Source organism: Candidatus Methylomirabilota bacterium, from assembly GCA_035936835.1.
Lineage (GTDB): Bacteria > Methylomirabilota > Methylomirabilia > Rokubacteriales > CSP1-6 > AR37.
This window is the reverse complement of the sequence record DASYVT010000022.1, coordinates 24,265-45,373: the sequence shown is the minus strand read 5'-3', so window position 1 is coordinate 45,373 and position 21,109 is coordinate 24,265. Positions and strand designations below refer to the sequence as shown.

The window sequence follows — 21,109 nt, the reverse complement described above, 5'->3', positions numbered from 1 at the left end:
GATCAATGTCGTCGACTCCGCGGTCAACTATCGGCACCAGCGGAGCGAGCGCGCCGTCGGCCGGGCGCTCGGCCGCCTCGTGCGCGCCGGCAGCGCGGCGCGCGAGGGCGTCGTGGTCGCGACTAAGGGCGGCTTTCTGCCCTTCGACGGGCCCGCGCCGCCGGGGCTGCTGAGGTCCGGCGATCTCGTCGCCGGCTGCCACTGCATGACGCCGCGCTATCTGGAGGACCAGATCGAGCGCAGCCGGGTCAACATCGACCTCGAGACCATCGACATCTACTACCTCCACAACCCGGAGACTCAGCTGGGCGAGCTGCCGCGGCGCGAGGTGACGCGCCGGCTCCGCGCGGCCTTCGAGTTCCTCGAGGGCGCGGCCCGGGACCGGAGGATCGGGCTCTATGGCACGGCGACCTGGAGCGGGTACCGCCAGCCGCAGTCGGCACGCGATTTCCTCTCGCTGCCGGATCTGGTCGCGCTGGCCGAGGAGGTCGGAGGGCTGGAGCACCGGTTCCGCGTGGTCCAGCTGCCGTACAACCTCGCCATGACCGAGGCCTTCACGCTTGCCAACCAGGGCGCCGGGCGCGAGCCCGTCCCGCTGCTCGAGTCGGCGCGCCGGCTCGACGTCTACGTCATGAGCTCCGCGTCGATCTACCAGGGCCAGCTCGCGAAGAACCTGCCGGCGGAGATCGCCCGGTTCCTTCCGGGCCTCGACACCGACGCGCAGCGGGCGCTGCAGTTCGTGCGCTCCACGCCCGGCGTGGGCACGGCGCTCGTGGGCATGAAGACACCCGCGCACGTCGCCGAGGCCGCGCGCCTGTGCGCGGTGTCGCCCCAGCCCTGGCCGGAGTTCCAGAAGTTCTTCGCGCCGGCATGACGGGTGGGGCGGGGGAAAACGCTTGAAATTCCACCGGGGCTCGGCTAGGTTGGTACGTCGCCGCCGGAGCCGCATCGTCCGGCTGCCCGGCAGCGGATGACTCAGCGCATGATCAAGAAGATCCATCACGTCGGCGTCGTGGTCGAGAGCCTGGAGCGCGCCAGCCGCTTCTGGCGGGACGCCTTGGGACTCCCGCTCGTCCGCGAGGCGGACATCGCCGACCAGGGCGTGCGCGCCGCGCTCCTGGCCGCGGGTGACAGCGAGATCGAGCTGCTCGAGCCGACGCGCGGGGACACGGGCGTGGCGCGCTTCCTCGCCAAGCACGGCGAAGGGCTGCACCATGTCTGCCTCGAGACGCCGAACGTCGACGCCGACCTCGGCACCCTCAAGGCCCAGAACGTGGCGCTGATCGACCAGACGCCGCGGCAGGGGCTGGCGGGGCGCATCGTCTTCCTCAGCCCGCAGGCGTGCGCCGGCGTGCTGGTCGAGCTCGCGACGCCGCAGCATGATGATGCCCTCGCGGACTCACCCGTCCGCTTCAAGCGTCTCGTCATCGGCTGTCGCGATCCGCAGGAGACGGGGAAGACCTTCCAGCAGCTCTTCGGGCTGCCCGAGGTCGCCGTCAACGATGGGCCGCGGAGCATGGTCGGCTGGGCCGGCGGCGGGACGCTGATGATGGTGCCGGCGGCAGAGGTGGGCGGCACTCTCGGCATGGCGGCGCTCTCCATGGTCGCGCCCGAGATGGCGCCGCTCGTCCAGCGGCTACAGAAGGTGGACGCCATGATGTTCTACGGGGCGAACGAGATCACGCTCAAGCCCGACGCGGCCAACAACGTCCACGTCCACATCTCCCGCTACCACTTCCCCTAGACCGGGGAACTCTCCGTGACTTTCCAGGGCAGGGCTGCCCTGGTCACCGGCAGGGGTACCGGTCTGGGCCGGGCCATCGCGCTCGTCGTGGTATCCGCGCTCGCGGACTACATGAACCCGCGCGTGGTCTTCATCGCCTCGGCGGGCCTGACGGCGGCGGTGTCGCTGCTGATCCCCGTCCTACCCAGGGCCACATTTCGGTGCTGCTCCTCTTCGGCGCCGTCGCCATCGCCGTCTCGGGCATCTACACTCCGGGCATCATGCTGCTCGCGGAGCGCTTTGAGCCCGCGCGCCGTGGGCGGGCGGTGGGCTGGTTCCTTGCCGCTTCCTCGCTGGGCTACGTGATCGCGCTCGTGGTCGGCGGCATCGTGGTGGCGCGGGCGGGGCGAGGCTCTCGGCCCTTTTCCACGTCATGGGCATCGTTGCCTCGGCAGTCGGCGGCGCGCTGTCCGACCGCTGGGGCCGCACAGCCGTGATTGCGGCGATGATGCTCGTCAGCTCCGCCTGCTCCTTCAGCTTCGGCTGGATGCTGGCGGCGCCGCTGCTTCTCATCGTCGCCATCGGCAGCCGCTATGGCCTTTCCGCCCTCGGTGATTCGTCGGTATACTCGACCGGGATCACCGAAACGGTGAGGCCTGAGCGACTGGGCTCGGCGCTTGCCGTGCGCTCCCTGCTGGGCTTCGGCGCCGGCGCCGTCGCGCCGCTCGTCTTCGGATGGGGCTGGGCCTTCTCGGTCCTGGGCGTGGGCGGTAAGCGGTGAACCACTAACTCAAGGAAGTTCGAGCCGAAACGCTGCCGAGCCGCCGGAGGCGCGAGAGCGGTGAGGCGAGGGCTGAAAAGGAGGCTCCATGGCCACGGTGCTCTTCATCGTGAAGGCGACCATCCCCCGGAAGAAGGAAGCCGCGTTCAACCGCTGGTACAACTACAAGCACTGCCCGCAATTCCTGCGCTACCCCGGGGCGGTGAGCGCGCGGCGCTACAAGGCCATCATGGGCGAGGACAAGTTCCGCTACATGGCCGTCTACGAGGTCCAGGACGAGAAGACCTTTCGCGCGCTGATGAAGTCGGGCCACATGAAGGCGCTCAGGCGAGACTACGACCGATGGTTCGGCAAGGTCTCGGAGCGGGCGCGCTTCGCGTACACACAGGTCTGGCCATAGCGCCTCCGCGAAGAGTGCGTGGGATCGGCGCGGGGCGCAGCACGCGGCGCAGCCTCGAGAAAGGCGGCACCGGGACAGGCGGCGCGCTCAACGAGATCCTCGGCGGCTGGCCCGGGGTGAAGATCACGCCCATGTTCGGGCGCTGGGGCTACTTCGTGGGGCCGCGCCTCTTCGCGTGCTTTCCGCTTCGGGCCAAGGACACCGACCTCTGGATCCGGCTCACGGTGGAGGACCAGCGCCGCGCGGTGGATTCGGGCGTCTTCGCGCCGCACCCGCGCCTGGGCGGGCAGGGGTGGGTCATCTGCCGCGTCAAGGAGCTGCGGGACGCGGGGCGCACGATGTCCTGGCTCAAGAAGAGCTACGAGAGGGCCAAGAAGATCGTCGAGCGAGAGGACCGGGAGGAGCCATGATCCTCGTCACGGGCTTCGAGCCCTTCGGCGGACATCCGTCCAACCCGTCTGAGGAGATCGCAAAGGCCGTGGACGGCCGCGTGGTCGGAGGCCTGCCCGTCCGCGCCGCGATCCTGCCGGTGCACCACGTCGAGGCCGGGCTCGCGGCGCGGCGCCTTCTCCACGAGCACGATCCGCTGGCGGTGCTGCATGTGGGGCTGGCCGTAGGGCGGGCGCGGATCGCGCTCGAGCGGGTGGCCGTGAACGTGATGGACTACGAGGTGGCCGACAATGCCGGCTACCAGGCGAGCGGCGAGCCCTGCGTGCCTGGCGGCCCGGCGGCCTATCTCGCAACGCTGCCCCTGCGGGCCATCCTCGAGGCGCTCACGCGGGAGGGCATCCCCGCGTATCTCTCCAACACGGCCGGCACCTACCTCTGCAACCAGACTCTCTACGCCACGCTCCACGCCGTCAGCGCTGCTTCGAGCCGGGCGCTTGTCGGTTTCATGCACGTCCCGCTCTCGCCCGCGATGGTCGCCGCCTCGGGGCTCGACCAGCCGAGCATGGATCCCGCCATCGGCGTGCGCGCGATCGAGGCTGCTCTGCGGGTAATCAGCGAACACCTCGCCGGCCGTCCGTCGTAGCGGTGTCCGGTCCCGCCCGCCTCGCGAGTGGTTAGTTCCCCGGGAGATCAGGCTAGGGCTTTTCGGAAGCGGGAGGAGCTTGAGCGCGGAGCGGCGCGAGGGCGAGGAAGCCGAGTCCGGTCCACGCGGCTTCGCGCACGCGGCGGATCAGCGTGAAGGACAGCCCCGCGGGCGCGCCCAGCCCGAGCGCGGCGAAGATCGCCACGTGTCCCGCCTCGAGGGCGCCGAGGTAGCCCGGCACGAGGAAGGCCGCGAAGCGGATGCCGCTGCTGAAGGCCTCGATGGCGGTGGCCTCGGCGAGCGAGACCGGCAGCCCGATCCAGCGCAGGATGAGCCAGGGCTCGAGCGCGCCGATGAGCCACGCCAGGAAGTGGAAGAGGATCGACAGCGCCAGTCGCTTGGGCTCGCGGCGGTAGAAGTGGGCCAGCTCGTCGTTGACCTGGGTGACCGATTCGAGGCGACTGCCCGAGAGCCACCCGAGCTTCTTGAGCCACCGCGTGCTGCCGCGGAGGGCTCCGCCGGCCTGGACGGCCACGAAGCCGCCTACGGCCACCACCTGGACCACGAGCAGCCACTCCATGCCGCGGACGACGAGGGAGTCGGACTGCAGGGCCGCGTGGGCCGCGACGAGCCCGACCACGACGAAGAGCGCCTGCCCGATGGTGATCGTCGTCTTGGCGACGATCACGGACGGCAGGCCCTCGGTGAGCGGCGCCCACGGTCTCACGAGCCAGGCCTTGACGGCCTCGCCGCCCATCGAGGCCGTGGGTGTCGTGAGGTTGAAGGCCTCGCCCGCGAGGCGAGAGGCCAGCAGCGCCCTGAACGGCACCGTGTCGCGGCGAAACGCGTAGCGCCACCCGAGCGTGTCGAGGAGCGTGGTGAGCCCGAAGGGGAAGACGAGGATGATCAGGAGCCGCCACGACAGATCCGCGAAGGCTTGGACGACGGCGCCGGGGCCGATGGTGGCGAGCAGCCACAGGAAGAGCGCGGCGCCGCAGACGAGCAGGCCCAGGCGAACCAGCCGCATCAGAGGGCAGGCAGCTCGGCCTGCTTCGCCTTGGCCTCGATGCGGTCGATCCTGACGAGCGGGACCAGCAGCCAGGCCGCCGCGGTGAACGCCGTCGAGACCAGGACGAGCGGGGTGAAGCCGAAGGAATCGTAGAGCCGGCCCCCGATGTTCTGCGAGATCTGGCTGCCGCCGTTGTAGACGGACATCAGGAGCGCGAAGAAGGTCGCCTCGACGCGGCGCGGGCACGACTTGGCCGCCAGGTCGAGGAAGGCGAGCTGGGTGATCATGCCGACGCAGCCGAAGACGACGTCGATGATGATGGCCGAGACGTGGCCCCGGTAGACGAGGTACGCCAACGTGCCAATGACGGCGGCGCCGATGGAGAAGTTGATGAGCCGTGTGAGCGGCACCCGGCGTGACAGCGGCGCGTAGATGAAGGCTCCGGCGACGCCCGCCACCGCCGCGATCGCCGCCAGGTGGCCGATGAACTGCTGAGAGAAGTGCAGGTGGTCGGTCTGATAGTAGAGCATCGCCGGCCCGAAGGACGGGCTGAAGGTCCAGAAGAAAATGAAGCCTCCGACCACCCAGACCTCTCGCTCGCGCAAGGCGTCCCGGATGGCGCCCCAGGTGGTCGCGAAGGCCTCGCGGTCCGCCCGCGCGGGGGCTTCGCGGACGAAGAAGGCGGACATCAGGAGCGAGACCAGCGGAAAGCAGGCGGCGAGGAAGAAGGCGGCGTGCAGGCGCCGGTTCTCGGCGAGGTACCCGCCGAGCTCGCCCACGAGGATGGACGCCGTCGTGATGGCGCCCCACTGGACGGATTGGAAGGCGCCCGTCAAACCCATGGGCTTGCCGTTCTCTACCATCAGCGCGTCCACCAGCACGTCGGTGAAGGCGAGCCCCAGCGCCATCAGCGTGAGGAAGGCCGCCATCCGCCAGTACGCGTGATCTCCCGTCAGGCCGAGGAGCAGCCCGGCCGCGGCCGCCGTCGCCGATGTGAGCAAGAGGTAGCTTTTCCGGTGGTAGCCGAAGAGCGGTACGAAGTCGGACAGGAGACCGTAGACGGGCTTGATCAGCCACGGCACCGTGGTGATGGCGAAAAAGCCGGCGACCTGTCCTGCCGACAGGCCTCCGTCCTTCAGCGAGATCGTGATGGTCTGGTTCGGCAGGTACCACATGCCTTGGGCGAAGTAGACGATGCCGAAGAGCACGGCCAGGCGCTTGACGTCCGGCGTCTGGAACGGGTGCAGCGCCTTGAGCCGGGCGAGCATTTGAGCACTATACAACGTGTGCTACTCTGTTGCGTCATGCATGAGATTCTGCAGTCTGTTTGCCCCCACGATTGCCCGTCCCAGTGCGCGCTCGTCGTCACCGTGGACGACGGCCTCGTCACCGACGTCGGCGGCGACCCGGCGCACCCCTTCACGCGCGGCGTGGTCTGCGGCAAAGTTCACGACTACGCCGAGCGCGTCTATGCCCCGACGCGGGTGCTGACGCCGCTCAGGCGCGTCGGGGCCAAGGGCGAGGGGCGTTTCGAGCCCATCGGCTGGGAGGCCGCGATCGACCTGATCGCGCGCCGGTGGCGGGGCGTGATCTCGGAGTGGGGCGGGGAAGCCATCCTGCCGTTTTCCTACGGCGGCACGCTGGGGCTCCTCCAGTACTGGGCCGGGCACCCGCTCTTCCACGCGCTGGGCGCCGCGCAGCTCGACCGCACGATCTGCGTCACGACCGCGTACGCCGGATGGACGGCCACGCTCGGCACGGTCGCCGGCAGCGACGCTGAGCAGATGGTCGGTTCCGACTTGGTTATCCTGTGGGGTATCAACGCGAGCTACACGCACATCAACCTCATGTCGCTCGTGAAGCGGGCGCGGAAGCGCGGCGCCTTCATCGTGTGCATCGATCCCTACCGGACGCAGACCGCGAAGACGGCGGACCTCTATCTCCAGCCTCGGCCGGGCACGGACGGCGCGCTGGCGCTGGGGATGATGCACGTGCTCATCGAAGAGGGCTTGGTGGACCACGAGTATATCCACCGGGCCACGCTCGGCTACGGGCCGCTCGCGCAGCACGTCAAGCAGTACGCCCCGGAGCGCGTCGCCGCCATCACGGGGCTCACGCCGGAGGCGGTCGTGAGCTTTGCGCGCCGCTACGGGGCGTCGCCGGCGTCGTTCCTGCGCGTGGGGATCGGGCTCTCTCGCCATGAGAACGGCGGCGGCACCTGCCGCGCGATCGCGTGCCTGCCGGCGCTCACGGGCGCGTATGCGCATCCCTCGGGCGGGGCGCTCCTGTCCTCCACGCGCACCTTCGGGCTCGATCTGGCCGCCCTCGAGCGGCGCGACCTCATGCCCGCGCTAGAGCCCCGGACGATCAACATGATCCATTTGGGGCAGGCGCTGACCGACCCCTGCATGAGCCCGCCCGTCAAGGCGCTCTACGTCTACAACTCGAACCCCGCTTCGGTCGTGCCGAACCAGGAGCTGGTGCTGCGCGGCCTCGCCCGCGAGGACCTCTTCACGGTGGTCCACGAGCAGCACCTGACCGACACGACGGACTACGCGGACATCGTGCTCCCCGCCACGACGTCGATGGAGCACGTGGACCTGTACAAGTCCTTCGGTCACCTCTACGTTCAGCTGGCCGAGCCGGTCATCGAGCCGGCCGGGGAGTCGCGCTCCAACTGGCGCGTGGTCCGGCTGCTGGCGCGTGCGATGGGGCTGACCGACCCGCACTTCTCCAAGGACGAGCCCGCGCTCATCCGGGAGGTGCTGGCGTCCGGCGACCTGTCGGTCGCGGGCATCACGTACGAGCGGTTGAAGGCGGAGCGGTCGGTGCGCTTGAGCGTCGGCCGGCCGTACCTGCCGTTCGCCGTCGGCGCGCCGACGCCCTCGGGCAAGGTCGAGTTCGTCTCCGAGTCGATGGCCCGAGCGGGCCTGCCGTTGCTGCCGACGTACGTGCCGCTCGTCGAGGGACCGGAGAACGAGGCCGTGGCGCGGCGCTACCCGCTCCAGTGCATCGTGCCGCCCAACCGCTTCTTCCTGAACTCGTCCTTCAGCCAGTCGGACAAGCTGAGGCGCCGCCAGCGGGGCGCCTCGGTGTTCCTCCATCCCGAGGATGCCCGCCCGCGCGGAATCGCGGACGGAGACGCCGTGATGGTGCGGAGCGCCCGAGGTGAGGCGCGGTTCACCGCGACGCTCACGGACGACACCCGCCCCGGCCTCGCCGTCATCGAGGGCATCTGGTGGTCCAAGCACCAGGCGGGCGGTCGCGGCGTCAACGTGATCACCGACGACCGGCTCGCGGACATGGGCGGGGGGCCGGCGCTGCACTCGAACCTGGTCCAGGTCGCCAGGCTGTAGACCGCCAACCACGGAGCCCAGGAGTGTCCCCCACTGGAGCGTCGCGATGACCCCGACGAGCGCGACGACCCGTGTCCGCTTCGCCCCGGTGGAGGGCGCGGCCCAGCTCTTCACCGCGGACTTCTGCGAGTACCTCTGCGCGGTGCACGACGACTTCACGCCGCGCGTGCATGCGCTCCGTCGCCAGCGCGACGCGGTGCTCAGGCGCGCGCTCGAGCAGGGGACGCTGCCCGGGCCTCAGCCGGTTTCCGCCGCCACGACGGGCGACTGGAAGGTGCCGCCGGTGCCCGAAGACCTCAGGCGCCCCGGCATCGAGATTTCCGGGCCCTGCTCGATCACGAGCATGTTCATCAACGCGCTCAACCCCGGTCCCGAGGGCGAGCGCGCCGAGGGCGACCTCGACGACGACGAGGATTCCGGCGGACACCGGCTAGTAGACACGGTGCGGGCGGCGCAGAACCGTCTGATGGCGGTCAATCGCGAGCTGGCCTACACAGACACGGCGCGCGGCAGGGAGTACCGCATCGCGCCCGGCGAGCTGCCGTTCTTCATGCACCGCGAGCGCGGGCTCCACCTCGACGAGCACGACGTCACCGTGGACGGCCGGCCCGTGCCGGCGGCCATCCTCGGCACGGCGCTGACGCTCTACTACGCGGGGCGCGCCCAGGCGGGGCGCGGGCAGGGTATCTACTTCTATCTTCCCAAGGTCGAGACCGTGGAGGAGGTCGCCTGGTATCGCGATGTCTTCGACGCGAGCCGCCGGCATCTGCCGGCTCTCACGGACGCGGTCATCCGCGGCATCCCGCTGGTCGAGTCGCTGCCTGCCGTCTACCTGATGGAGGAGATGCTCTACGCCCTCGGTCCCTACGCCGCCGGCCTCAATGCCGCGCGCTGGGACCTCAAGGCCTCGATCTTCGAGTTCGTCATGGCCGACCCGACGTCGGTCTGGCCGGACCGCTTCGGCGTGGACATCAAGACGACGCCCTTCCTCGCCAATATCTTCCGGAGGCTGGTGGCGATCTGCCTCAAGCGAGGGGCGGTGCCCATCGGCGGCATGGCGACGGCCCTGCCGGGCAATGACCCCGAGGTCAACCGGGTGGCGGGGGAGGCGATCCGCGCCGACAAGGAGTGGGAGGCGCAGCAGGGCTTCATCCGCGCCTGGGTCGCGCATATCTTCCACATGAAGACTGCCGGGGAGCCGTTCAAGCGCCTCGCCGCCTCAGGCTGGAAGCCCACGCTGGCGATGACCGAGGTTGGCAACTACCCGGTCAAGATCGAGGTGCCCATGGGGCCGATCACGGTCGGCGGGACGCGGCGCAACGCGCGCATGGTGATCGAGTACGTCGAGGGCTGGCTCGGCGGCCGCGGCGCGAAGGGTATCGACAGCTTGGCGGGCAAGCCAGGTGTCCACCCGGCGCTGATGGAGGATCTCGCCACCGGCCGCATGTCGGTGGCCCAGATCGCCCAGCGCATCCGGCACCACGCGAAGGACTCGACCGATCCGTCGCAGGTCCACGACTTTCCCATGGTGAAGCGGCTCCTGAAGGAAGAGGTCCAGGACATCCTCTACTTATCGCTGGGGAAGGACGTGGAGACCGGAGTACGCTACCGCAAGGCTGTCAAGATCGCCATGCGCTGGATCAAGAACTACACCGAGCTCGACTTCCGGAGCCTCGGCTCCTATACCCACGCGGACTTGGAACACATCGCAGCCGCCCCCGACGCCTTCTAACTCGCAGGGCGCCGAGAAGGGCCCATCTGCTTCGTTGGCGCCCTCGACCGCACGCTCAACGTACAGGAGTACGCCTCGCGTGCGGTCTTCGGGCGCCGCCTCGAATCTGGACCCTTCTCGGCGCCCTGGACCCTGCTAAGCGGCCGAGGAGCGGGCGACTGTTGGCGCCGCGTGCGCGGCGGGCCGGGCGATCAATCGAAGGATGACCGGCAGGACCACCAGCGAGGCGAGCAGGGCACAGAAGGCTCCGATCGTCAGCAGGAGACCCAGCCCGAAGATGCCCTGATGCCGGGCGATCATCAGGCTGCCGAAGCCGACCATCGTGGTCACGCCGTTGAGCGCCACCGCCATGATCGTGCTGCGCGCGATTAGCGGGCCGCCGTGGTCGCGCCCCTCGAAGTAGCGGACGATCACGTTGAGCCCGAACTCGGCTGACGCGCCGACGATGAGCGGCAGGCCCCACACATTGGCCATGGTGAACTGCAGGTGGAAGACGCGCATCAGGCCGATCGTCCAGAGGAGCGCCAGCACCAGCGGGAGGAGCGCCAGCAGGGTTTCCTTCCCCCGGCGGATCATCAGCGCGGAGAGCAGCCCCACGAGGATGAACGCGTACGCGGTGCCCTGGAAGTACGCCCGCTCCATGTAGCCGATGGCCTCGTAGGTGATGATGGGCGCCCCCGTCACGTCCGGGTCCACCGATCTGAGCTCGCGCACGAACTGCCGCGCACCCTCGCGCTCCCAGATGTCCAGCTTGGGGTGGATCTGCAGCAGGAAGTCGCCGCGCTTGCCGATGAACTTGCGCCGGAGCTCGTCGGGCACGTCCGCGAGACCGATCTGTCGAGGGTTCAGGTTGCGCTGCAGATCGAAGAAGTTGGTGACGAAGTCGCCGTAGAGCTGGGACTGCAGGTGGGTCAGCGCGGGCTCCGAGACCTCGCGGCTGGTCGACTGGAGCGCCGTGATCAGGGCCATCGTCCGGGTCCGCAGCTGCTTGAGGTCATCCGGCAGCTTGTCCCCCGCCTCCGCGGCGAAGATGTCCAGCCGTCGCGTGAGCTCACCGAGCGCCCGCGTCAGCCGGTCGAGATCAACCGGGCTCGAGCGGCCGACGCGCACCGGCGCGACGATAGGCGCGAAGGTCCGCACGATCGCGATCTTCTCCTTCTGGTTATCGGGGATGACGCGGAGAACCGAGTCCACCTCGGACACCGACGAGAGGTTCTCGAAGGCCTCCTGCTTCCGGCGGAGCTCCTCGAGAGTCGTGGCCGAGGCCAGGCCGTTGAAGCCCGAGCGCCCGGTGTTGGCGAGGATGCGCTTCTCCCAGATCACCGACTCCGTACGCTTGGGCTGGAGGTTCAGCAGGTTGTAGTCGAAGCCTACGTACGGAAGGGCCCCGAGCGAGGCTGCCGTCGCGACCCCGGCGATCGTGAGCACCGCCTTGGGGTAGCGCGTCAGGCGGTCGAGCACAGGAACGTTGATGCGCTCGAGCGCGTGCGCCCGCGGCGCCTGGTTGCGGGGCCGGTCGCCGTGGCGGCGGTCGACCACGACAAGCAGCGCGGGGAACAGCGTCATCATGCCGAGCCACGCCATCAGGATGGCGGTGCCGGCGATGAAGCCCAGCTCCTGGATGCCGCGGAAATCGGTCAGCATGAGGACGTAGAAGGTGCCACCGGCCGTCAGCGCGCCGATGAGCATGCCGGGCCCCGCCCGTGCGGCGGTCAGCTCGAGCGCCTCCTTGAGGTTGCGCCCGAGGAAGATCTCCTCCTCGTAGCGGAACAGGAAGTAGATGCCGTAGTCGATGCCGATGCCGATGACGATGGAGATGAACATGACCGAGAAGATAGTCAGGTGTCCGACCGTCAGCGTGATGATCCCCATGGACCAGGCGAGCGTCACCGCCAGCACGGCCAGCATCAGGAGGGGCTTGCCCACCCGCCAGAAGGCCAGCAGCATCACGAGGAGCGTCAGCCCGAAGGCGAGCACGGTCGCGACGCTGCTGTCGTGGAAGGCCGCCGTCATCTCGTCGTTGGACAGGGTCGGGCCGCCGGTCACTCCAGCCTGCACGGTGGGGAAGGCCGGCTTGAGGTCCGCGATGACGCGGCGGATGATCTCGATGGCCCGACGGTCGCTCATGAAGCTGCCCTTCTCGCTCTGCGGCGTCTCCACGAGCACGAAGAGCAGGCTCTTGTCGTCCGAGAGGAAATAGCCAGCGTCGGCGGGGCGCTCGCTCAAGGAGAAGAGCGTGCCCCACGGCGAGCGGTAGGGCGTCGGGTGCTCGAGACGCCCGGCGATCTGGTCCAGCACCAGGCGCAGGAAGCGCGTGTCCTCCCCGCTGCCCTGGCCGATCCCGAGGTCGAACAGGTTCGAGACGAAAGCCGAGGCCATTGCCGCGTTGGCGCCCTCGATCAGCCGCGCCAGGCTTGGGTCGCCGGCGAAGCTCTCCATGAACTCCTGGTGGTCGAAGATCCTGTCGCGGATCTCCTTGAGCTGCTTCTCCGGGAGATAGAGGAGATGACGGCCTTCGAAGCGCTTCGGATCCACGCGGTACGCCACCCGCGGAAACTTGAGCGGCGAGGCGCGAAGCTCCTGAACGAGGCGCGCGGCGTAGTCCTTGGCTGCCTCGAAGGTGCGCGCCTCGATGACGATGACGATGTCCTCGAGCTCGCCGAACTCCCGCGCGTACTGGTTGTAGCGCACGATGTAGCCGGCTTTCTTGGGCAGGAGATCTCGGCCGGAGGTCTTGAAGCTGAGCGCGTGGAGCGTGTAGGTGACGCCGGCGACGGCCAGGATGAGCGAGAGAAGCGTCGTAACGAGCGGCCGCCGGCAGGAGAGCCGGACCAGGCGGCGCAGCAGACGTCCCGTTCTCGAGATGGCGATCATGGCATGGCAGCGGGGCGACTAACCCAGTCTACCATCGGAGTCCCGACTTGGCGGAGTCCCGACTTGGCGGAGCCCCGACTTGGCGGAGCCCCGACTTGGCGGAGCCCCGACTTGGCGGAGCCCTGCGCGGGCCGTGGCCCGCCGAGCTACGCTGACTAGACGCCGCCGTCGATGAAGCGCTCGAGCCGCGTGCGGGCGATCTCATCCGACCACTGCTCGGGCGGGGACTTCATCAGGTAGGCCGACGGGGCGAAGAGCGCACCCTTGAGGCCGCGGTCCATGGCGATCTTGCAGGAGCGGATCGCGTCGATGACGACCCCGGCTGAGTTCGGCGAGTCCCACACCTCGAGCTTGAGCTCGACGTTGATGGGCTGGTCGCCGAAGGCGCGACCCTCGAGCCGGATGTGTGCCCACTTGCGGTCGAGCAGCCACGGCACGTAGTCGCTCGGGCCGATGTGGATGTCGTCGGCCGCCATCTCGTGCGCGAGCTGCGAGCGGACCGCGTCCGTCTTGGAGATCTTCTTGGAGGCCAGGCGCGAGCGCTCGAGCATGTTCAGGAAGTCGGTGTTGCCGCCCACATTGAGCTGGCTCGTGTGCTCCATCCGCACGCCGCGGTCCATGAAGAGCTTGGTCAGCACCCGGTGGATGATGGTCGCGCCCACCTGCGACTTGACGTCGTCGCCCACGATCGGCAGGCCGTGCTCCTCGAAGCGGCGACGCCAGTACTCTTCGCGCGCGATGAAGACCGGAATGCAGTTGACGAAGCCGCAGCCGGCGTCGAGGATCTGCTCGACGTACCACTTGGTCGCCATCTCGCTGCCGACGGGCAGGAAGTTGACCACCACGTCCGTGCGCGTCTCGCGGAGGATGCCGGCGATGTCGACCGTGGGGCCGGGCGCCTTCGTGATGACCTGGGACAGGTAGTGGCCCAGGCCGTCATGCGTCATCCCGCGCTGGACGGGCACCCCGAGATGCGGCACCTCGCCGAAGCGCACCGTGTTGTTGGGCTTGGCCCAGATGGCCTCGGAGAGATCACGGCCGACCTTGTTGACATCCACGTCGAACGCCGCGGAGAACTCGATGTCGCCGACGTGGTACCCGGCGAGCCGGGGCCGCATGAGGCCCGGGATGAAGCCGTCGTCCGGAGCGTTCTTGTAGAAGTGGACTCCCTGGACGAGCGCCGAGGCGCAGTTGCCGACTCCGACGATGGCGACGCGTACCGATCCCACGTGGACCTCCCAGACGGTCGTTAATAAGGACGGGTCATGTTACCACAGCGTCAGGCGCCTCCGGAACCTCCCGCGGGGCTCGACCCGCCGACCGCCGGACCCTCGGGCCGGGACTTGAAGGCTGCCAGGGCTCCGAGCCCTATCAGCGCCCACGTCGCCTCGCGTAGTCGGCGAACGAGGGAGAAGGAAAGCCCCGCCGCTCCGGGCAGGCCGAAGGCGGCGAAGACGGCGACGTTGCCGCCCTCGAGCGCGCCGAGCGAGCCCGGAACCATGAAGGTCGCGAACCTGACGGCACAGCCGACGGCTTCGAGGACGAGCGCGGTTGTGAGGCTCACCGGGATGTCTGCCAGCGTCAACACCACGTAGATCTCGAAGCCGCCGACGGCCCAGCCGAGCGTGTGGAGCAGCGCGGACAGCAGCACTCGGGCGCGCCGCTCCCGGTACAGGCGCGCGAGCCGTCCGTCCACCTCGTGAAGCAGTTCCTGGTGGCTCTCGGCCCGTCCCACACCCAGCCGGTGGAGGATGCGGCCCGCCCCGGCGATGCCTCCACGGATCTGCACCATGGCGAAGCCGCCCACTCCGACGATCTCGACCGCGAGCAGAGCCGCCATCGCGATGGTCACGGTCCTCGACGGCTCCAGGGCCAGGAGCGCCACGCCGAGACCGGCCGCGAGGAAGGCGGCCTGGCCCATGACCATGGTGGTCTTGTCCACGACCACGGAGGCAAGCCCCTCGTCGAGCGGAAGGCGGTCGCGCACGAGGTAGGCCTTGAGCGGCTCACCGCCGACCGAGGCCGTCGGCGTTAGGAGATTAACCGCTTCCCCCGCGAGGCGCGCCGCGGCGAGCGTCCCCCACGGGACGCGGCACGTGGGAAGGAGCAGGCGCCAGCCGAGCGTGTCGAGGACGACGGCCACGCAGAACGGGAAGAGCACGACCAGCCCGAGCCGCCAGGACAGTCTGTGGATGGCCTCCCACACAGCCGCCGGTCCGAGATCCCAGACGAGCCACACGACGACCGCGAGACCGACCGCAAGGAGCAGCGGCCGCAGCAGCCTGACGCTCACGGGCTCCCGATGGCGCGACGGAAACGGTCGCGGATCTCCTCGGGGGCGTAGGGGATGCGTGGCGCCGGGTGCTCTTCGGCGTTGACGCGGACGAGGATGAAGCTCGGGCCGTCGGCCTCGAGCGCTCCGCGAAGCGCGCTCTCGACCCCGGCCGCCGAGTCGACGGACTCGGCCCGCGCATAGCCGCACGCCGCCGCCACGGCGGCGAGGCCGACGCCGCGCGACGGCGACAGCTGCCCGCCCGTCGAAGCGTAGACGCTGTTGTCGAAGACGACGTGGACGAAGTTCGCGGGGCGGCCGCGGCCGATCGCCGGCCCACCGCCGACCATGGGCAGAATGCCCAGGTTCATGAGGAGGTTGCCGTCGCCGTCGAAGACCACGGTGCGCCGCTCCGGGCGGGCCAGCGCGAGCCCCAGGGCGATGGACGAGGCGAGCCCCATGGAGCCGATCATGTAGAAGTTCTCCGGCCGGTCGCGCACGGCGAAGGACTCGCGGCAGACGTAGCCGTTGGCGTGGACGACGGGCTCGCTCCCGAGAGCCCCGACGGCTACGCTGAGCGCTTCGAAGCGGGACAGCGAGGAGGGCAAGGCCGACGGCGGCGCTGTCGTGACGGGCGCCTGGGGCGTGACGGACGCCGGCGCCGCCGGCTCCGGGGTGTCTGCCTCCAGCACGCGCGGCGGGAGCAGGAGGGCCACGGGCTGGCTCGAGCGCAGGGCCTCGGCGCGGGCCCAGGCGAGGTCGGCTTCCTCGCTCCCGCGCGCGAGCACACGGTGCGGCACGCCCATAAGGTCGAGGAGGGGCCGGGTGATCTCGCCCATCACGATGTGCTCAGGAGCGTCCTTCCCCTCGAAGCCGCGCCAGGTCATGAGCAGGAGCGCCGGCAGCCGGTAGAGCAGCGAGAGCGAGACGAGCGCGTTCGCGCTCGTGCCGAGCCCTGAATTCTGCATGATCACGGCCGGCACACGGCCGCCGAGCCAGGCGCCGGCGGCGAGCCCGAGTGCAACGTCCTCGCGGACAGCCGGGACATAGGGTGTCCGGCGGCCGCGCGGCTGGCGCTCGAGGGCCGCGATGACGCCCTCGGCGAGCGAGCAGGGGACGCCGGTGAAGAAGTCGAAGCCCTGTGCGTCGAGGAGATCGGCGAATTGGTGGCCGGTCATGGCTGCCGCCTGGGCGGCCGGCGCGCCGCGCCGGCCCCACGGATATCTGGGAGCCGGCGCAGCGGGCGGCCCTCTAGTTCTGGACCTTCTTCTTCTGGCCGCTTTCCTCGAGGAACTCGGTCTGCTTGGTCTTCATGCGATCGACGAGCGTGTTGTAGCCGCTCGTCTGGATGATCTTGTTGAATTGGGTGCGGTAGTTCGACACGAGGCTGATGCCCTCGATGTTGACGTCGTAGATCATCCAGTTCTCGCCCCGCCGGAAGAGCCGGTAGTCGACGGGCACCTCCGTGGCGTTCTTGGTGATGATCTTGGTGCTCACGGTGGCGAGGTCGCCATCCACGCGCTCGCCGCTGTAGATGATCTTCTCGCCGCCGTACAGCTCGATCTTGGAGATGTACGAGCGCTCGAGGAGGTCGCCGAAGAGCCCGACGAACTCGCTCCGCTGCGCCTCGGTCAGGGGCTGCCAGTAGCGGCCCAGCGACCGGCGGGCGATTTCGGCGAAGTCGAAGATCTCGTTGGCGATCTTGCGGACCGCGCTGCGCCGCTCGCCGGCCTTGCCGTCACCCTTGAGCGCGGGGCTATCGAGCGTGCTGACGACGCGGTCGATGGCGCCCTTGAGCTGCTCCTGAGCCGTGGCGGCAAAGCCGCCCTGGGCCGTTGACAGAATGAGGAGGCCCGCAAGCGCGACCCCCCACGCCCGCGCAGGCCGGCAGGCCAGCGCGGGCCGGCACAAATGACGACCAATCATTGCTGATCCTCCACTGATTCTGGGCACTGGTTCGGGGCTCGTTAGACTTTCCCGAAGACGTATTTCGACAGCAGCTCTTCGAGATCGATGGGCGGTTCCACTTCGGTGATCTTGCCGTTGGGCTTGATGATCCGCTCCGATCCGCCGGGGCTGATCTGGAGAAACTTCTCGCCGATGAGCCCGCGGGTCTTGATGGACGCGATCGAGTCGTCCGTGAGCTTGATGCCGTTTCGGATGGACATGATCACGCGGGCCTGGTAGTTCGCCAGCTGGATCGAAGTCACCCGGCCGACCTCCACGCCCGCAATCTCGATGCTCGACCCATTCTTGAGGCCGGCGGTCGTGGGGAAATCCGCGGTCACCGTATAGCTCTCGCCTCTGAAGAATTCAACTTTCCCGAGTCTAACCGAAAGCCAACCCAAGGCCAAAATTCCCACCAGGACGAATACCCCGACGGCCAGATCCATCGCCGAACGTCTCATGCGGCTTCCCCCTTCGTTTCACGCGACATGGTTGGCGCCCTCGACCGCTCCGTGGATGAACTGCTGCACGATCGGGTTCTTCGAGTTCTGGATGCTGCGAGCATCCCCGGTCTCGATGATCACGCCCTCGTGCAGCATGGCCACGCGGTCGGCGATCTCGAAGATCTCCGGAATCTCGTGACTGACCATGACTGCCGTGAATCGGAATTTGCGGTGCAGGTCCTGGATCAGGTGGTGGATGGTGTTGACGAGGATCGGGTCGAGCCCAGTCGTGGGCTCGTCGAAGAAGACGATCTCGGGCTCGGTCACGAGGGCCCGCGCGATGGCGACCCGCTTGCGCATGCCGCCCGAGATCTCGGCGGGGTTCTTGTGGCCCATGTCTACGAGCCCGACCTGGACGAGCTTCTCCTCGGTGCGCTGGGCGATGTCGCCGGCGCCCAGGTTTGTCTTTTCGCGCAGCGGGAAGGCGACGTTGTCGAACACCGACATCGAGTCGAAGAGCGCCCCGCCCTGGAAGACGACCCCGTAGCTCCGGCGCACGGCCTCGAGCGCGGCGCCCCGGAGCTGGGTGATGTCCGTCCCGTCGACGAGGACGGCGCCCGCGTCCGGGCGCAGGAGCCCCAGGAGGTGCTTGAGCAGGACCGACTTGCCCCCGCCGCTCCGGCCGATGATGATCATGACCTCGCCCGTCGCCACGTCGAGGTCCACGCCCCGCAGCACAGGCTGCGGGCCGAAGAATTTCCTCAGGCCCTGGATGCGGATCACGGCAGCACCGAGCCCAGGAAGTAGTTGAAGACGAGGATCAGCACGCAGGAGAGGACGACCGCCTCCGTCGTTGCGCGCGACACGCCCTCGGCGCCGTGGCCGCAGTGGAAGCCCTTGTACGTACACACCCAGGGCACGAGCGCGCCGAAGCAGAGCGACTTCCAGAAGCCGACCATGACGTCGCTCATGTCGGCGAAGGCCTGCATCTGGCCGAAGTACGTCCCGGGCGACATGCCCAGCAGGATGACGGCGACCAGGTAGCCGCCGTAGATGCCGGCGACGTCGAAGATCGCCGTGAGCATCGGGAAGGTGATGATCCCCGCCAGAATCGCCGGCACCACGAGGTAGCGCATCGGGTTGAGCGCCATGACCATGAGCGCGTCGATCTGCTCCGTGATCCGCATGATGCCCAGCTCGGCGGTCAGCGCCGAGCCGGCCAGGCCCGTGACGAAGACCGCGGTCAGCACGGGCCCGAGCTCCCGCACGAGGGCGATGCCCACGGCCGGTCCCACGAAGGCCTCGGAGCCTACCCGCTGCAGAGTGAGGAAGACCTGGAGGCCCAGCGCCATGCCGGTGAAGGCGCCGGTGAGGATCACGATGGTGAGCGACTTGAAGCCGATGAAATACACGCGCGTGGTCAGGCGGCCGAGCTTGAGCGGCGGGATGAAGACCAGCGCCACCGCCTGGCCGAGGAAGCGGCCGAAGCGGCCGAGCGACTCGACGAGGTAGAGTGCGACGCGTCCCAGCGCCTCGACCCAGCGCGCCGGCAGAGGCCAGGTCTCAGGGCCGGCCGACCCGTCTGTCACGTCGTCGCGCTCCGGTACACGCCCAGCGCCCAGAGCGGGAAGTACTTCGCGTACAGGTGGTACTTGAGGTAGAAGACCCGCGGGAAGCCCGTGCCGTTCCAGAGCGGATCTTCCCAAGTGCCGTCGGCGTTCTGCCGGTCGATCAGGTAGCGGATGCTCTTCTCGACGGCCGGCCCCTCGATGCGCCCGGCGGCGAAGAGCGCGAGGAGCGCCCAGGCCGTCTGGCTCGGCAACGACTCGCCGCGGCCGGCAAGATCGTCGTCCTCGTAGGAGGCGAGGGTCTCGCCCCAGCCGCCGTCGGCGTTCTGCCGCACCTCGAGCCAGGCAACGGCCCGCTGGACGTAGTCCCTGGAGCAGTCCTCGCCGATGGCGCCCAGCCCGCGCAGCACCGACCACGTGCCGTAGACATAGTTGACGCCCCAGCGGCCGTACCAGGCCCCCGTCTCGTGCTGGGTCTTCCGGATGAAGGTGAGCGCCCGCTGGGCCGCGGGGTGCTCGAGCCCGTGGCCGAGGGTGCCGAGCAGCTCGAGGCCGCGGCCGGTCAGGTCCTCGGTCGAGGGATCGAGGAGGGCGCCGTGGTCGGCGAACGGGATGTTGTTGAAGATGAGCCGGTCGTTGTCGGCGTCGAAGGAGCCCCAGCCGCCGTCGCCGCCCTGCATGCCGAGGAACCAGGTCAGGCCCCGGTCGATGCAGCGCGCCTTGCGCTCGGGGTCGAGCCCGTGCGTCTTGGCAAGCGCCATCATGACCATGGCCGAGTCGTCGAGGTCGGGATAGAAGTCGTTGTCGTATTGGAAGGGCCAGCCACCAGGCGGCACGTGGGGCCGCTTGGCCTGCCAATCGCCCGGCACCATGATCTGCTTGTTCATCATCCACTCGCCGGCCCGCACGAGCTGCGGGTGGTCCCCGGGCAGCCCCGACTCGATGAGCGCGTTGACCGCGAGCGAGGTGTCCCAGACGGGCGATACGCACGGCTGGTAGTGGAGCGCGTCCCGGGTTTCCACGCCCAGGTTCTCGATCTCCTTGACCTGACCGCGGATCAGCGGATGGTCGTCCGGGTAGCCCAGCGTGCGGAGGGCCAGGACCGCGTTCGTCATGGCGGGGAAGATGCCGCCGAGCCCGCCCGGCACCGCCAGCCGCTCCTCGAGCCACCGTTGCGCCGCCTCGATGGCGCGCCCGCGGAAAGGACGGGGGCCGAGCCGCTCCCAGCCCTTGAGCGCGTCGTCCACGCCGATGAACAGGTTCTTCCAGATGAAGCGCTTGGGAGAGAAGGGGCGCGGGATGCGCCTGGGCCGCAGGCTCGCCCGCTCGCGCGGCACGGGCCAGAGCTCGTCGAGCCGGCAGGACTCGGGCAGCCGCTTGACGGGCTTGGAGTCCATCAGGATCAGGAGCGGGACGATGACCGTCCGCGACCAGTAGGAGACCTCGTGGAGGTTGAAGTAGGACCAGCGGGGCAGCAGCATGATCTCGACCGGCATGGCCGGCACGCCGCGCCAGTCGTACTCGCCGAAGAGCGCGAGGAGGATCTTGGTGAAGACGTCCGCCTCGACGGGGCCGCCCCAGTCCTGGATGAGCGCCCGCGCCCTCGCCATGGCGGGGTCGTCCACCCCCACGCCCGCCACTTTCATAGCGAAGTAGGCCTTGATGGTCGCCGAGATATTGGCCGGTCCGCCCTCGTAGAGACTCCACCCGCCGTCCGCGACCTGGCACTCCCGAAGGTAACGCACCATCTTGGCTTCCCGCTCGCGGTCCACCCGGTCAAGGAAATGGCACAAGAGCAGGAACTCGCTGGTGATGGTGCTGTTGGCCTCGAGCTCGCCGAGCCAGTGACCGTCCGGGGCCTGCGCCACGAGGAGGGCCGACTGGGCCTTGTCGATGGCGGTGTCGACCTCGGACTGGACGATGGTGGGCGGAGTCACGCCTGGCACCGTGAGTTGTGGGTGGCGCACACCG

General features: G+C 69.0%; 20 protein-coding genes. 9 read left to right on the top strand and 11 right to left on the bottom strand.

Features of this window, described 5'->3' with window-relative positions; all coding sequences use genetic code 11:
• The 7 genes from VGV06_02115 to pcp form a co-directional block, all read left to right on the top strand.
• A partial coding sequence (locus VGV06_02115; GenBank protein ID HEV2053950.1) for an aldo/keto reductase occupies positions 1–874 on the top strand: 874 nt, incomplete at its 5' end.
• A 108-nt stretch (positions 875–982) separates the two neighbouring features.
• Complete coding sequence (mce, locus tag VGV06_02110) at positions 983–1,744, top strand: methylmalonyl-CoA epimerase (protein HEV2053949.1); 762 nt, start codon at positions 983–985, stop codon at positions 1,742–1,744.
• A gap of 200 nt (positions 1,745–1,944) precedes the next feature.
• Positions 1,945–2,220: a hypothetical protein gene (locus VGV06_02105; GenBank protein HEV2053948.1), complete on the top strand. Its 276-nt coding sequence runs from the start codon at positions 1,945–1,947 to the stop codon at positions 2,218–2,220.
• 8 nt (positions 2,221–2,228) lie between these two features.
• Positions 2,229–2,504, top strand: coding sequence for a hypothetical protein (locus VGV06_02100; protein ID HEV2053947.1), 276 nt, complete (start codon positions 2,229–2,231; stop codon positions 2,502–2,504).
• An 88-nt stretch (positions 2,505–2,592) separates the two neighbouring features.
• Entirely contained in the window at positions 2,593–2,904 is a 312-nt protein-coding gene (locus tag VGV06_02095) for a DUF4286 family protein (protein HEV2053946.1), read from the top strand.
• A 14-nt stretch (positions 2,905–2,918) separates the two neighbouring features.
• Positions 2,919–3,314: a luciferase family protein gene (locus tag VGV06_02090; GenBank protein HEV2053945.1), complete on the top strand. Its 396-nt coding sequence runs from the start codon at positions 2,919–2,921 to the stop codon at positions 3,312–3,314.
• A complete protein-coding gene (pcp, locus tag VGV06_02085; protein HEV2053944.1) occupies positions 3,311–3,937 on the top strand; it encodes a pyroglutamyl-peptidase I in 627 nt (208 codons plus the stop codon). The genes VGV06_02090 and pcp overlap by 4 nt, the downstream gene beginning before the upstream one ends.
• Positions 3,938–3,989: 52 nt before the next feature.
• Here pcp and VGV06_02080 read toward each other — a convergent pair whose 3' ends face one another.
• On the bottom strand, positions 3,990–4,964 hold the full coding sequence (locus VGV06_02080; protein HEV2053943.1) for a flippase-like domain-containing protein: 975 nt from the start codon (positions 4,962–4,964) through the stop codon (positions 3,990–3,992).
• Positions 4,964–6,214: an MFS transporter gene (locus tag VGV06_02075; protein ID HEV2053942.1), complete on the bottom strand. Its 1,251-nt coding sequence runs from the start codon at positions 6,212–6,214 to the stop codon at positions 4,964–4,966. Before VGV06_02075 ends, VGV06_02080 begins: the two co-directional genes overlap by 1 nt.
• Positions 6,215–6,250: 36 nt before the next feature.
• Between VGV06_02075 and VGV06_02070 the strand changes: the two genes are divergently transcribed.
• Positions 6,251–8,302 (top strand): molybdopterin oxidoreductase family protein, encoded by a 2,052-nt coding sequence (locus VGV06_02070; GenBank protein HEV2053941.1) that lies wholly within the window; start codon positions 6,251–6,253, stop codon positions 8,300–8,302.
• A gap of 46 nt (positions 8,303–8,348) precedes the next feature.
• Positions 8,349–10,034, top strand: coding sequence for a hypothetical protein (locus tag VGV06_02065; GenBank protein HEV2053940.1), 1,686 nt, complete (start codon positions 8,349–8,351; stop codon positions 10,032–10,034).
• A gap of 135 nt (positions 10,035–10,169) precedes the next feature.
• Here the strand turns inward: VGV06_02065 and VGV06_02060 are convergent, their stop codons facing one another.
• The 9 genes from VGV06_02060 to shc all read right to left on the bottom strand — a co-directional run bounded on the left by VGV06_02060 (position 10,170) and on the right by shc (position 21,075).
• Positions 10,170–12,908: an MMPL family transporter gene (locus VGV06_02060; protein HEV2053939.1), complete on the bottom strand. Its 2,739-nt coding sequence runs from the start codon at positions 12,906–12,908 to the stop codon at positions 10,170–10,172.
• 155 nt (positions 12,909–13,063) lie between these two features.
• Positions 13,064–14,137, bottom strand: coding sequence for an inositol-3-phosphate synthase (locus tag VGV06_02055; protein ID HEV2053938.1), 1,074 nt, complete (start codon positions 14,135–14,137; stop codon positions 13,064–13,066).
• Positions 14,138–14,187: 50 nt separating this feature from the next.
• Positions 14,188–15,201 carry a flippase-like domain-containing protein gene (locus tag VGV06_02050; protein ID HEV2053937.1) on the bottom strand — a complete coding sequence of 338 codons (1,014 nt, stop codon included), beginning with the start codon at positions 15,199–15,201 and terminating at the stop codon, positions 14,188–14,190.
• Complete coding sequence (locus tag VGV06_02045) at positions 15,198–16,358, bottom strand: thiamine pyrophosphate-dependent enzyme (GenBank protein ID HEV2053936.1); 1,161 nt, start codon at positions 16,356–16,358, stop codon at positions 15,198–15,200. The genes VGV06_02050 and VGV06_02045 overlap by 4 nt, the downstream gene beginning before the upstream one ends.
• Before the next feature lie 73 nt (positions 16,359–16,431).
• Positions 16,432–17,106, bottom strand: a complete 675-nt coding sequence (locus tag VGV06_02040; protein HEV2053935.1) for an ABC transporter substrate-binding protein — start codon at positions 17,104–17,106, stop codon at positions 16,432–16,434.
• Positions 17,107–17,147: 41 nt separating this feature from the next.
• Positions 17,148–17,588 (bottom strand): outer membrane lipid asymmetry maintenance protein MlaD, encoded by a 441-nt coding sequence (gene mlaD, locus VGV06_02035; protein HEV2053934.1) that lies wholly within the window; start codon positions 17,586–17,588, stop codon positions 17,148–17,150.
• A gap of 18 nt (positions 17,589–17,606) precedes the next feature.
• Complete coding sequence (locus tag VGV06_02030) at positions 17,607–18,353, bottom strand: ATP-binding cassette domain-containing protein (protein HEV2053933.1); 747 nt, start codon at positions 18,351–18,353, stop codon at positions 17,607–17,609.
• The gene (locus VGV06_02025; GenBank protein HEV2053932.1) at positions 18,350–19,159 is read right to left on the bottom strand and encodes an ABC transporter permease; all 810 of its coding nucleotides are present in this window, start codon (positions 19,157–19,159) and stop codon (positions 18,350–18,352) included. The genes VGV06_02030 and VGV06_02025 overlap by 4 nt, the downstream gene beginning before the upstream one ends.
• Entirely contained in the window at positions 19,156–21,075 is a 1,920-nt protein-coding gene (gene shc / locus VGV06_02020; protein ID HEV2053931.1) for a squalene--hopene cyclase, read from the bottom strand. The genes VGV06_02025 and shc overlap by 4 nt, the downstream gene beginning before the upstream one ends.
• Positions 21,076–21,109: the final 34 nt, after the last annotated feature.